At 44.7% G+C, this 13,965-nt stretch carries 9 protein-coding genes; 4 read left to right on the top strand and 5 right to left on the bottom strand.

The window, feature by feature from the left end:
- Positions 1-80: 80 nt before the first annotated feature.
- From glyA to AOT82_RS06790, 3 genes are all read right to left on the bottom strand, one after another.
- Positions 81-1,337, bottom strand: coding sequence for a serine hydroxymethyltransferase (glyA, locus tag AOT82_RS06780; protein WP_071002345.1), 1,257 nt, complete (start codon positions 1,335-1,337; stop codon positions 81-83).
- Positions 1,338-2,065: 728 nt separating this feature from the next.
- Positions 2,066-2,569, bottom strand: a complete 504-nt coding sequence (locus AOT82_RS06785; protein ID WP_071002346.1) for a chorismate--pyruvate lyase family protein — start codon at positions 2,567-2,569, stop codon at positions 2,066-2,068.
- A gap of 76 nt (positions 2,570-2,645) precedes the next feature.
- Positions 2,646-3,995, bottom strand: a complete 1,350-nt coding sequence (locus AOT82_RS06790) for a GNAT family N-acetyltransferase (RefSeq protein ID WP_071002347.1) — start codon at positions 3,993-3,995, stop codon at positions 2,646-2,648.
- A gap of 621 nt (positions 3,996-4,616) precedes the next feature.
- Here AOT82_RS06790 and AOT82_RS06795 point away from each other — a divergent pair.
- The gene (locus AOT82_RS06795) at positions 4,617-6,836 is read left to right on the top strand and encodes an NADP-dependent isocitrate dehydrogenase (protein WP_071002348.1); all 2,220 of its coding nucleotides are present in this window, start codon (positions 4,617-4,619) and stop codon (positions 6,834-6,836) included.
- 259 nt (positions 6,837-7,095) lie between these two features.
- On the opposite strand, the gene icd is transcribed toward AOT82_RS06795, so the two are convergent.
- Positions 7,096-8,355: an NADP-dependent isocitrate dehydrogenase gene (icd, locus tag AOT82_RS06800; RefSeq protein ID WP_071002349.1), complete on the bottom strand. Its 1,260-nt coding sequence runs from the start codon at positions 8,353-8,355 to the stop codon at positions 7,096-7,098.
- 617 nt (positions 8,356-8,972) lie between these two features.
- On the opposite strand from icd, the gene AOT82_RS06810 reads away from it, so the two are divergent.
- Both AOT82_RS06810 and copM read left to right on the top strand, forming a co-directional pair.
- Positions 8,973-9,587 (top strand): pseudouridine synthase, encoded by a 615-nt coding sequence (locus AOT82_RS06810; protein ID WP_071002351.1) that lies wholly within the window; start codon positions 8,973-8,975, stop codon positions 9,585-9,587.
- A gap of 287 nt (positions 9,588-9,874) precedes the next feature.
- On the top strand, positions 9,875-10,726 hold the full coding sequence (gene copM / locus AOT82_RS06815) for a CopM family metallochaperone (protein WP_071002352.1): 852 nt from the start codon (positions 9,875-9,877) through the stop codon (positions 10,724-10,726).
- 128 nt (positions 10,727-10,854) lie between these two features.
- Here copM and AOT82_RS06820 read toward each other — a convergent pair whose 3' ends face one another.
- Complete coding sequence (locus tag AOT82_RS06820; RefSeq protein WP_071002353.1) at positions 10,855-12,867, bottom strand: M61 family metallopeptidase; 2,013 nt, start codon at positions 12,865-12,867, stop codon at positions 10,855-10,857.
- 323 nt (positions 12,868-13,190) lie between these two features.
- Here AOT82_RS06820 and AOT82_RS06825 point away from each other — a divergent pair, with 323 nt between their 5' ends.
- On the top strand, positions 13,191-13,676 hold the full coding sequence (locus AOT82_RS06825) for an FKBP-type peptidyl-prolyl cis-trans isomerase (protein ID WP_071002354.1): 486 nt from the start codon (positions 13,191-13,193) through the stop codon (positions 13,674-13,676).
- Positions 13,677-13,965: the final 289 nt, after the last annotated feature.

Below are 13,965 nucleotides of genomic sequence, written 5' to 3' on the forward strand. Positions count from 1 at the left end.
ACTGTGATTAAAAATAAAACCGCCTAGCAAACGCTAAGCGGTTTTTTGTTATACAACTCTCAAATAGAGTCAGTTAATACTTACTGGTTTTTTTCGTACACTGGTAGCTCTTTGCAGATGGCTTCTACTTTACCGCGTACTTCAGCTGCAACCGCTTCATCACCGCGGCTGTCTAGCACGTCACAGATCCAGCCTGCCAAATCACCCGCTTGCGCTTCGTTGAAGCCGCGAGTAGTAATGGCTGGGGTACCGATACGGATACCAGAGGTGACAAATGGTGATTTTGGATCATTTGGTACGGCGTTTTTGTTGACCGTGATATGTGCATCACCAAGCCATTTGTCGGCTTCTTTACCGGTCATTTCTTGCTTCACTAGGCTAATCAGCATGAGATGGTTTTCAGTACCACCAGAGATGATCTCATAGCCACGCTCTTGAATGACTTTTGCCATGGCTTGTGCGTTTTTCACAACTTGCTGCTGATAGGTTTTGAAGTTGTCTTCCAGCGCTTCTTTAAAGCAAACCGCTTTTGCCGCGATGACGTGCATGAGCGGGCCACCTTGGTTGCCTGGGAATACGGCAGAGTTTAGCTTTTTAGCAAGTTTCTCATCACGCGACAAGATCATACCTGAACGCGGGCCACGTAGGGTTTTGTGTGTGGTGGTAGTGGCCACATCAGCAAAAGGTATTGGGCTTGGATAGACGCCGCCCGCAACAAGACCAGCAACGTGTGCCATGTCTACCAATAGATACGCGCCTACCTCGTCAGCGATGTCACGGAAACGCTGCCAATCAACGACTTGTGAATACGCTGAGAAGCCTGCGATGATCATCTTTGGCTTGTGCTCACGCGCTAATGCTTCTACTTGATCATAGTCAATAAGGCCAGTGCCATCGACCAATCCATACTGTACGGCGTTGTAGTTCAGGCCTGAGAAGTTGATGTGCGCGCCATGCGTTAAGTGACCACCAGCGTCTAGACTCATGCCAAGTACCGTGTCATTGGCTTCTAGCAATGCTAAAAATACGGCAGCGTTTGCTTGGCTGCCTGAATGTGGCTGGACGTTGACGTATTCAGCACCGAACAGCTCTTTTGCACGGTCAATGGCCAATTGTTCAATGACATCGACATGCTCACAGCCACCATAATAACGCTTACCAGGATAGCCTTCAGCGTATTTATTGGTCAAATCAGTGCCTTGTGCTTCCATCACTGCTTGTGAGCAGTAGTTTTCAGAGGCAATCAACTCGATGTGATTTTCTTGACGAACGCTTTCTGCGGCCATCGCTTCAGCAAGGGTCGGATCAAACTCTTTGATAGAAATGTCTTTAAACATAATAATGTCCTAAGTAGTGACTGTCATTGAAAAAGTATCATTGAAAAGAAGCTGATAGCTTGCCCACAATCAAACGAACACTGCATCGACGTTGCTCAAAGTATGCTAGGTACTTGTGCACGCTGCTCTTTTGCCAGCTGTTTTATGGTACGACCATGATTGTAAATGGCGACTATCAGTAAAAATTAACATAAGAATAAACACAGGCAGTTGGCCTGCATTAACTTGACCGATCCGTCAATAAAATCGATATACAGCGGCATCGATAGCATTGCGAAAGCGTAAGTGTAACATGAAAAATTGTGCGATGAGCGCAAAAAAGCCTGCCTGAAGATGAGCAAATTAAATGGCGATATAACACAGATAAATAGCCAATTAAATAGGGCGTGTTGAACATTCGACCATGGCACTGACAGCGACTATTTTTTAGGCGATTCGATGTTAAAAATAATAAGTTTAGTCATTCTAAGTGCTTATTTTTAACGATGAAGCGGCAAAAAAGAGTCCTGTCCCCTGCTTTTTATCGTTGGGGCTGATGCTAAAATTGCCCCATACTGCGTTACAAATCTCGCTAAGGCATCTGCATTATCGTCGCTTTGTGCCTTGTCTGGAACCATTTTAGCGATCAGCAGTGCCTATTTGCGAATGTTCAACACGCCCTAAAGGTTTTACTCAATGCAAATTTTTGACCCTAGTTTTTTCTTTGTGTATATAAGAATAAAACGTTTTTAAGTATCACTGGACAAAAATGCCGGCAAAAAGGTTTCGCTGATAAGTAGTAAGCGACCATACCAGTCATAGCGCGTTTGCCGCTGCCAGCCCTCGCTCGTCTGTCGCACAAATCGCTGGTTTGGCACTGTGCGCCGACGTTTAAATAACACATAACCGATGGGCGTACCTTTTAGCTGCTGCAAGCGTCGCGCCTTACCTTTTAGGCTTGATAGCGGAAAGATGCTTTGCGCACCGACCCATGGCTGCTCGTCATTGCCGTATAGCAGTACTTCACGTATCCACGCCAGCAGTGGACGATTCAGCGCTGAGCCTTGCAGACCCAATTGTCGCTTTTGTTGCAGCGTCAATAGCCGATAGCCTTCAAAGGTGCGCTCCACTCGTAACGGCTGCCCTGCCTTCTCTTCTAGCATGGCTGTGAGCGAACCTTCGGCATTGAGCCACGATACGAGTTCAATAGGAGGCAGAGAGGTAGCAATACTAGCAATAGAGTTTGTGGGCATAGTTAACGGCTAATCATGAAATGTGTAAAGTAAAGGCCTGCAGGCTATTATTAATAGTGGATATTAGTGGTGTATATCAATGAAGCGTATCAAAGGCTGGCATATTGTCCGCGTTAAATGGTAGTGCCTCATGGGCTTGCTTGCGATATTGTGCCATATGCATCCGATCTCTGGCACAAAAATCGCCAATCGCAGGGACAAAACGCGGATCATAAATACGGTGAAGCGAGTGCGTGGTCGTTGGGATAAATCCACGAACCAGCTTATGCTCCCCTTGCGTACCCGGATCAAAGGACGCTAGCCCTTGCTCGATGGCAAACTCAATGCCTTGGTAATAGCACAGCTCAAAATGCAAGCTGTCATACTCACCAAGCGCACCCCAGTATCGACCGTACAAGGTTGCATTATTATCAACATCATTATTAACATCGCCATCAACACTGTCGTCGTTGTTGCTATTACTATCAGGTGTGTCATATAAGAATAGGCTACTGGCGATAATCTCACCACTGGCATCGAGTGCTTGCGCGAGCATAATATGTTCAGACATACTCGCTGCCAATGCCATAAAAAAGTCTATCGTCAGATAAGGCTGCTGTCCGCGTACCGCATAAGTCATCACGTAACAGTGATAAAAAGCCTTCCAATCTGCATCGCTGATAGCATCGCCGATTTTTCGCTGGCAGATGATACCTTGCTCAGCCACTTTACGACGCTCCGCACGGATGGTTTTGCGCTTTTTAGCTTTTAGCGTCATCAAAAACGCATCAAAGTCTGCAAAGGGCTGACTGTCATTGAGCAAATCTTTGTTTTGCCATAAGAACTGACAACCTTGGCGCTCGAATATCGGCATCGCAATCGGCGCGGACTCTACGCCACGCTCTTGTGCTGCTAGCGCACGCTCTATATCAATTTCGGTCGGCATAGACGTGGTCGCAATAGAGGCTAAATTAGGCGTCACAAATAGCCCATGCCAGCTTGAGGCGCCGACTTGCTGAGCGATATCATCGACACCTGCGATGGCTGTTTTGATTATCTCTTCATTGAGCCTTTCCCCTTTTGCCAGCCAAAGCCGCTGACCCGTAATCGGCGTATACGGCACACTAGTGACCAATCTTGGATAATAGTCGAGACCATAGCGCGCATACGCCTCTGCCCATGAATGATCGAACACGAACTCACCGCGATGATGGCTTTTTATAAAGACTGGCAGCACCGCGACTGGTTGCAGAGCGGCATCCTTAGTATCATCATTGACACGATGCACCAAAATAAATATCGGTAGCCACCCTGCCCGCTCGCCAATCGCGCCTGTCTCAGCAAGCGCCTGCCAAAAAGCAAATGACATAAAAGGCGTGTCTGGCGTTTGCCAATCGGTCTGGCTCTGCCAGCTAGTATCATTCATCAGCGCATACTCTAAACTCATACTCACCGTCACTCTTATAATCGCTATATATTTATAGATAACCAATCTGTTGATGACCTAGCCTAGCAAATTTTTGCGGTTTTGCTGTCACAATTTGCAAAGTTTTTTTGAGACGCAATAAAAAACCACCAATCGTGACATTGGTGGTTTTTAGGATTATCCTTATGTCCTCTCAAGAATAATATAAAGGTCAATAAAACACCGTCCATATTATTGAAAAGATGATATCGCAACAAATGACTGTTAGAATAAGGTTACTACCAGCTTAGTATAATTTGAAACCCTAAGATATGAGCGAAAACAGTATACTTAGTTCATGGTATGTGATTGACATCCTCTCGAATTTATAGTGGGTTTATTATAATATACCGTCAGCGACTTGCTGTCTGGCAGTTTTACGGGGCAGTCAACGTGCCATCTGAGAACGCCCTTGTAGTGAACATCAGTAAAAGAAAATGTTTTATCAAACTTGAATATCTCTAACTTAAATATTGCTAAGCAGCTACATACGACGTACTTGTTCGAACTATATTATTGAGCATTGCATAGTATCATTGACCCATATTCAACATTATATTCGAGCTTTATTATTAACGACAACTAAAGGAAGATTCAAATAAAATGTCAAAAATTATTTATACAAAAACTGACGAAGCCCCAGCGCTTGCGACACTATCTTTTTTACCTATTGTAGAAGCGTTCACTAAGACCGCAGGTGTCGAAGTTGAAACTAGTGACATCTCTGTTGCGGCACGTATATTGGCTGAATTCCCTGAATACTTGACCGAAGAGCAACGTGTTCCTGACAACCTAGCTGAGCTTGGTCGCCTGACTCAAGACCCCAACACCAACATCATCAAACTGCCAAATATCAGTGCCTCTGTACAGCAGCTCAAAGCAGCCATCAAAGAGCTGCAAGGTAAAGGCTATGCCATCCCTGACTTTCCAGATGATCCACAAACGGATGAAGAAAAAGAGCTACGTAAGCGCTATGGTAAGAGCTTAGGCAGTGCCGTAAACCCTGTACTACGTGAAGGTAACTCAGACCGCCGCGCACCAAAAGCCGTCAAAAACTATGCACGCAAGCATCCACATTCAATGGGTGAATGGAAACAATGGTCAAGCACACATGTATCGCACATGCATGGCGGCGACTTCTATGATGGCGAGCAATCTATGACCCTAGATAAGGCGCGCACGGTTCGCATGGAGCTATTGCTAGACGACGGCACCAAAAAAGTATTGAAACCTAAAATCGACCTACTAGACAAAGAAGTTATCGATTTGATGGTCATGAGCAAAAAAGCCTTGCTTGAATTCTATGAGCGTGAAATGGAAGATTGCCGCGAAGCGGGTATCTTGTTCTCACTACACGTCAAAGCCACCATGATGAAAGTCTCACACCCCATCGTGTTTGGTCATGCGGTCCGCATTTACTACAAAGATGCGTTTGAAAAACACGGCGAACTCTTTGATGAGCTTGGCATCAACGTCAACAACGGTATGGCAGATTTATACGATAAGATTGCTACTTTGCCAACCTCAACGCGTGAAGAAATTGAGCGCGACCTACATGCTTGTCAGGAGCATCGTCCACGTCTGGCCATGGTTGATTCGGCCAAAGGTATCACCAACTTCCATTCACCAAGTGATGTGATCGTGGATGCCTCAATGCCTGCGATGATTCGTTCAGGCGGTAAAATGTGGGGCGCTGATGGCAAAATGTATGACTGTAAAGCCGTCATGCCAGAGTCTACCTTTGCTCGTATTTATCAAGAAATGATTAACTTCTGCAAATGGCATGGCAACTTTGATCCAACGACCATGGGTACCGTACCAAATGTTGGCCTAATGGCACAAAAAGCAGAAGAATACGGCTCTCATGACAAGACCTTTGAATCTAGCGATGCTGGTATTGCGCGTATCGTCGACGTGGAAACCGATGAAGTCTTGCTCGAAAAACGCGTTGAAAAAGGCGATATCTGGCGCATGTGTCAGACCAAAGATGCCCCGATCCAAGATTGGGTCAAGCTTGCTGTACGCCGTGCCCGTGAATCAAATACGCCTGTTATCTTCTGGCTCGACCCATACCGTCCACATGAGAACGAGCTCATCAAAAAAGTTAAAATGTATCTAAAAGATCATGATACTGACGGTTTACACATCGAAATCATGTCTCAGGTTCGCGCCATGCGTTATACCCTAGAGCGTGTCGCTCGTGGCCTCGATACGATCTCTGCGACTGGTAACATCTTACGTGATTACTTAACTGACTTATTCCCAATCCTAGAGCTTGGTACCAGTGCTAAGATGCTATCGGTTGTGCCACTCATGAAAGGCGGCGGCTTGTTCGAGACAGGTGCTGGCGGTTCTGCACCAAAGCATGTCGAGCAGCTCACCGAAGAAAACCATCTACGTTGGGATTCACTTGGTGAGTTCTTGGCCTTGAATGTCTCTTTGGAGCATTTGGCAAGCAACGACAACAATGCTAAAGCTCAAGTCTTGGCGGACACGCTCGATACCGCGACCGAAAAACTGCTGCTGAATGACAAATCACCATCACGTAAAACTGGTGAGCTTGATAACCGTGGTAGTCACTTCTATCTAGCGCTATATTGGGCTGAAGAGCTGGCGGCGCAGGATCAAGATAGCGAGTTAAAAGCACAGTTCACGCCATTGGCGCAAAAGCTGGCAGAAAACGAAGACGCGATTGTCAAAGAACTTAACGACGTTCAAGGTAAGCCAGTCGATATCAAAGGCTACTACTATGCTGATGAGGAGCTTGCGAAAAAAGCCATGCGTCCAAGCGCTTTGTTTAACGAAGCCTTGGCATCGCTATAAGTAATAAGCAATTGATCTTGAAACATTAATCCTAATCGCTCTGGTTTTTATACACAGATCGATTAGGTAAGTTTAAGTATTAGCAAACAAAACACCTCAGCCGTCTTAGAACGTTGAGGTGTTTTTTTGTGCCTATCTCAAAATGATAATAAACAACTTGCCTATGTCTATCCATTTCAAACACATAAAAAAACCACCTACATCAGTAAGTGGCCTTGAATAAATATAATAGAGTTTAACGCTCTAGGCATTAATGCGATTACGCATCCATGTGCTTGATAATGGCTTTGCCAAACTCAGAAGTACTGAGCAAGATAGCATCTGGCATCAAACGCTCAAAGTCATAAGTAACCGTCTTATTGGCGATCGCGCCTTGGATACCACTGATGATGAGATCCGCCGCCTCACACCAACCCATATCACGCAGCATCATTTCCGCAGACAATATCAATGAGCCTGGGTTTACTTTATTCTGACCAGCATACTTAGGCGCAGTACCGTGCGTCGCTTCATAGACAGCGATTGCGCCGCCTTTGTTGGCACCTGGGGCAATACCGATACCGCCTACTTCCGCCGCTAGCGCGTCAGAGATATAGTCACCGTTCAGGTTGAGTGTTGCCACTACGGAGTAATCTGCCGGACGCATCAAAATCTGCTGCAAGAATGCATCAGCGATCACATCTTTGATGATGATGTCATTACCCGTTTTGGGATTTTTCATCGTCATCCATGGACCACCATCTAATGGCTTAGCATCAAAACGCTCTGCTGCCAGCTCATACCCCCAATCTTTAAACGCGCCTTCCGTAAATTTCATGATATTGCCTTTATGCACGAGGGTCACGTTTGGCAAGTCATTATCGATAGCATGCTGAATGGCTTTACGTACTAGGCGCTGCGAGCCTTCTTTTGAGACAGGCTTGATACCGATGCCGCAGTCTTCAGGGAAGCGAATGCTGGTCACACCCATCTCTTCTCTTAAGAAATTGATGACTTTTTTGGCATCATCACTGCCTGCCTTCCACTCGATACCTGTATAGATATCTTCTGTATTTTCACGAAAGATCACCATATTGGTCAGCTCAGGATGCTGTACTGGGCTTGGCACGCCTTTAAACCAGCGTACTGGTCGCTGACAGACATACAGATCAAGATTTTGACGTACAGCCACATTCAACGAACTAAAGCCACCACCCACCGGCGTGGTCAACGGTCCCTTGATACTGATGACGTAGTCTTTTAAAATCTCTAATGTCTCACTGGGTAAATATTCACCGTCATATATTTTGGCCGCTTTTTCGCCCAAGTAAGCTTCCATCCAGATAATTGATTTTTTACCGTGGTAGGCTTTATCGACCGCTGCATTGACCACCTTTATCATGACAGGTGTGATATCCACCCCAATACCGTCACCTTCAATGAACGGAATAATCGGATGATTGGGCACATTTAGCGACAAATCAGCATTCACGGTTACTTTTTCGCCGTCTCTTGGTACGATGACCTTATCATATGACATGGATAAAACTCCTTAGTGGTAAGTTATACATCGCAAGCGAACTGAACACGTTGTTATGCTGGCTTTTCTATTATAATGGTTGCGCTCTAGACGCTTATTAGCTAAACAAAGTCTGATGTATGAGATACTTGCGGCATTGGATTGAACGATACTAAAAAATAGCTTCAAATTAAACATATATGCATTGATGTAAATACAAACTAAAACTGTGCATAGAAACTGCTTATCATTAAATTCAGTGTTATTGGCTAATTAATAAGAAATATCACATATACAATTTATAAATTATTAATAAAATGCAGCATCTATAAATTTATAATCTTTAAAGGGTTATAATACATTATCTTGTTGATAGTAATAGAACAAAGAGCTGGACAATCATTTTATCTTGTAGGTGATAGGTTTATTACTATCAAAAATATAAATACCCCTATAAAAATATGGATTTAGAATAGCAGTAAATTTGCGTGGTTGCTGTCCTACTTTTGTAGCAAAATACATCGCACAGCGTATATCAAACACAATACCTCTGTTCTTATTTTTTAGTACTGACTTTGCTTGATTAAACATAAGCCAAGACTGCTAATCACTCATTTACCTTCAGGAAATATCACTTTATGCCGACTTCTAGTCTCATCTTGTTCAATAAGCCTTATGGGGTGCAAAGTCAGTTCAGAGACGATAGTAACAATGACCATGTCACCCTATCGCAGTACTTTACTGATAAGTCTTTGCGAGTTGCTGGTAGGCTTGATGCAACGTCCGAAGGGTTACTTATTCTGACCGATGATGGCCGAGTCAATAAAGCAATTACCCATCCGCCAAAAGCCAATGCTGGACGTAAGCAAGGTAAGACTTATTTGGTACAGGTTGAGGGCATTCCTACTGCTGAGCAACTCAATCAGCTCAAACGTGGCGTGACGCTCAAAGATGGCAAAACTCTGCCTGCTGAGGTTAAACACGTCAGTGAAGATGAGCTACCGATGGCGCTCTGGCAACGTCATCCGCCGATACGTGAGCGTAAAAGCGTACCGGACTCATGGTTGATGCTGACAATTTATGAAGGTAAAAACCGTCAAGTCAGACGAATGACCGCGCATGTTGGTCTGCCCTGCCTACGTTTGATACGTTGGTCGGTGGCAGGGTTTGAATTAGGTGACATAGCAGTTGGCGAGTTTGTGCGCATTCACTTAACTAGTCAGCACTATCAGCAATTGGGTATCAGCTATTAATTTGTCCCGTCTAAACGCTTAGCTATAGTCAATCAATATTAAAAGTGGTACAAGGCAGACGATTGCAAGTACTACAGTAGTAGGCTAAACGAGTCTAACGCTGTAACACTTTAATAGTGGTTCGACTATACCGACATATATTTTCATTTAAAGTAAATATATTACTTCTTGTTAAACATAGCGTCTCGAATGGGTAAGGTTTATCTGTTAAGATTCAGCACGTCATTATTTATGTAAAATAGACCTCATTTATTTATCATTTGGTCTTCTTATAGTAGGGATATATCATGATTGCTTCTCATCGTTTTGTTCTGTTGGCCACCAGCATTTCTACTGCACTGCTATTAGGTGCGTGTCAGCCAGCAGCAGATAGTCAATCAGCGCCTGTAGAAGAAGCCACCCCGCCAATGACTGACATGACTCATGCTGAGCATGAGAATATGAGCCACGATACATCGGTAGATAGCGAAAACGCCACAGATGACACTCAGATGACGGATATGCTCAAAGACTACACAAAGTCCATGACCAGTATGCATGATGAGATGATGATCGGTATGGGTTATAACGATCCTGATACCGCGTTTGCCAAAGGCATGCTTGGGCATCATCGCGGCGCGATAGATATGGCAAAAATTCAGCTAAAGTACGGTACAGATGATGCCATGCGCCAGCTTGCTCAAGATATCATCACGGCGCAGCAAGCTGAGATTGATATCCTAAACAAATGGCTTGCCAGCCATCCTGACGCAGCCAAACCTAAGCCCAATACCGCTGCTATGCAACAGGCCTACGCTAAGGGCATGGAAAGCATGCATGGTGAGATGACATTGGGTATTGCTGATCCTATGCCGGATATGGCATTTGCACGTGGCATGCTACCACACCATATTGGCGCCGTAGATATGGCAAAAATCGAGCTCGAATACGGTACTGATGAAGAAATGCGTCAATTGGCACAGCATATCATCGATACTCAGCAAGTAGATATTGAGCTCATGCAAAACTGGATTGTCGCGCTTAAAGCGACGAGCGATGTTGAAAACGATAATGCTGAGGTTGGCGAGCCTAACGGCGACACTACTGCAAACGAGAAGTCTGCCAGTGAGGACCCTGATACTAAAACCAAGGAAGAGTAGCTAGCCATTCAGCATACCAAAAAACCTTTCAGCTATTACTTGAACCCCCTAATAACCATATTTGCTTATTAGGGGGTTTTGCTTTGCTTACTTATATCTCTCGATGTCACTACTATCTCTCGATGTCACTATGCTGACTGACGCTTCATCACATCCAGCCATGGCTCCCAAGCGGATTCTGCTTGCTTAGGATCGCTATGATCTGCTAACGTTGGAGCACCTTTTACTAAGCGCAGACTGACCTTATGAGGAAATGCTTTTTCAGGCATATCACTGTCATCCCCGTCAGCTTGTGGCAGTGCCTCAGGTTGCACTTGCACACACATCAGCTCATCGCGGCGAAACAGATGACACTCAACAGTGCGCGCTGCATTACTCAGCGATGCTAGCTGCTTACTATCCGCCTTGATGCCATCAATCGCGATAATGATGTCATGGGCTGAGATACCTGCTTTGGCAGCCACACTACCGCGGTTCACCCGATTGATTTTGAGTCCAGCGGGTGTCTCATTGCAGCGCATACCCCATGGGACATGCTTATCCGCAGTCTCTTTGGTATTGACCTGCATTTTGATACCGTTTGCGAGCAGCAGCGCCTCAATTGGCAGTTCCTCTACGCCGTTGACGTAACGGCGTTCAAAATCCTCCCATTCCGCTATCGGCATAAACTGCCCAATCACGTCGCCCATATCCGCGCTATTGATGCCGATACGCTTGCTGTCATTTTGCTTTGCTTGGGTATAGAACGCTTTGACCACATCGAATAGACGATAGCGATTATTGGTATTTTTTAGCAATATCAAATCCAGACACAAGGCCACCAATGCGCCTTTATTGTAGTAACTGATACCAGCATTGCCCGTATTTTCATCGCTACGGTACAGCTTAATCCACGCATCAAAGCTTGACTCTGCGACACTTTGGTTATCGCGTCCAGGCGTTTGATAGTAGCGATTGATTTGTTCCGCTAGTAACCTGAGATAGTCTGACTTATCGATCACGCCAGATGCTTGCAGCATAAAATCATCGATATAAGACGTAAATCCTTCAAATACCCAAAGCATCGGCGTGAACGCTTCACGGCGTAGATCAACATCAACCATGACATCAGGGCGCACGGTTTTGACCCACCACGAGTGAAAGTACTCATGACTGCACAAGCCCAAAAACCGCTGATAATCCGTGCTCGGTATTTTTGGCTCATCAGCATTTGGTAAGTCACGGCGCGGGGTAATCAGACTAGTAGAATTGATATGCTCAAGTCCGCCGTAATCCTGACCACTGGCAAACGTCATAAAGGTGTAATCATGAAAGGGTGCATCCCCCAGCCAGTCTAGATAAGTCTGACAAATCTGAGTGACGTCTTGCTGTAGCCTGCCCATATTGGCACTATGCTTGCCTGAGAGATAAAAACTGTGATGAAGCGTCTGATGCTGACTGTCATGAATAATAAAATCAAATTTATTCTGTGCTGCAATCTCAAAAGGGTAATCAATCAGCTCATGATAATTATCTGCCCGTAATTGATAACAGTGCCGTTTATCTTCGCTCTGACCATCAACGCGCAGATGCGTAGATGCCAAACCACATGCCAAGATTACATGACTTTCTTCTTTATCTAACAAAAACGACTCCGGAACAATCAAGCTGACTTGTACAGGAATCTGCTCTTGCCCGTCGACCGCGAGTGCAAGTGAGGTAAAATTACCATACAGACGCTGCTGATCGACATAGGCAGTACGTACCGATAGGTCGTAGCAGTAGACTTCGTATTCGACGACTACCCTTTGTCCTGCTGTGATAGTGGGGAGTTGCCACGTATGTTTATCTACCTTTTGTGCACGATAAGTTTCAGAAAAATCGTCACCTTCTTTTATTTGGCTGTCTGTTACTCGATAATGTACAGCGGTGATATTGCGAGCAAACTCGCGCATCAGATAACTGCCTGGTATCCATGCTGGTAGCCAGAGCTGAGGGGTATTAGCTGTTGCCGTAAAGGACAGTGACACATCCACCAAATGCTCAGAAAAACGGGCAAAATCGAATTGGTAGCTGATATCAGCCGTATTATTGATATCATCATGGCTGATTGAAACGTCGCTCGTTAGCTGGTTATTAGTATTATCGGCAAATGCAGTCATAGTATCTCTCATCCTTATTTTATTGTTATGTTAGGAGTCCTTCCCAAAAAACGCAACTCCCAAACCCTGAGTGGCCAGTAGTTATCGATTAACTATAGAAAATAGCAGTTATTATGATAAATTGTGGCATTAATTGGCATTTTTTATGTTTTTTGCCTTGAAACTTATATACGCCATCTCAATTAAAGATGCTAACTGCTAAAGTTACTTTAATAAACTGATGATAATTGACTAATACTGTGGCTATTTGGCTTGCTGATTGGCTTTTTTAGGTTTATTGCAACCGTATTTAATTTTTTACATAGATATACTTAGGATATTTTATGACTACTATCGCAAAAGACACTGCCGTCAAATTCAATTACACATTAAAAGACGACGAAGGCAATATCCTTGACCAGTCTCCAGAAGGTCAGCCACTTGCTTATCTACACGGTCACAGCAACATCATCCCAGGCCTAGAATCACAATTAGAAGGCAAATCTGCTGGCGAAAAAGTCAACGCAGTGGTTGAGCCTGCTGATGGCTATGGCGAGTATCAAAAGCAAGCGGTACAGCGCGTACCACGCGAAAACTTCCAAGGCGTTGATGATATCCAGCCTGGTATGCAGTTCCAGTCAGAAGCTGGTGGCCAAGTGATGCTAGTGACAGTCACTGACGTAAACGACCAAGAAGTAACTGTTGATGCCAACCATCCGTTGGCTGGGAAGCGTTTGACGTTTGATGTTGAAATTCAAGAAGTACGTGCAGCAACTGAAGACGAACTAAACCACGGCCATATACATGGCGCAGGTGGCGTTGAGCACTAATCTCTCCTAGAGTATCGTGAGACGGTTAGAGAATAGGTTATATTTGAGCTTATCTTCTCATCAAAAAGGCCAGTAGCACTGTCTACTGGCCTTTTTTTATGTCTGTCATAAGTGCTGATTGATTAGATGTAGATAAAAGAGCGTTCTAACAATGAAGCATTCATTGCGCTTCTGTGAGCATCCTTAAGCTCAATAGCCATTCTCACAAATCTATCAAAGAAGCGTAAGCTAGCGCCAGAAATAATTCTTAGATCCAGACATAACAAAGCCGCATAACGACAAGCGTCAT

The organism is Psychrobacter sp. AntiMn-1, from assembly GCF_001854065.1.
GTDB lineage: Bacteria > Pseudomonadota > Gammaproteobacteria > Pseudomonadales > Moraxellaceae > Psychrobacter > Psychrobacter pacificensis.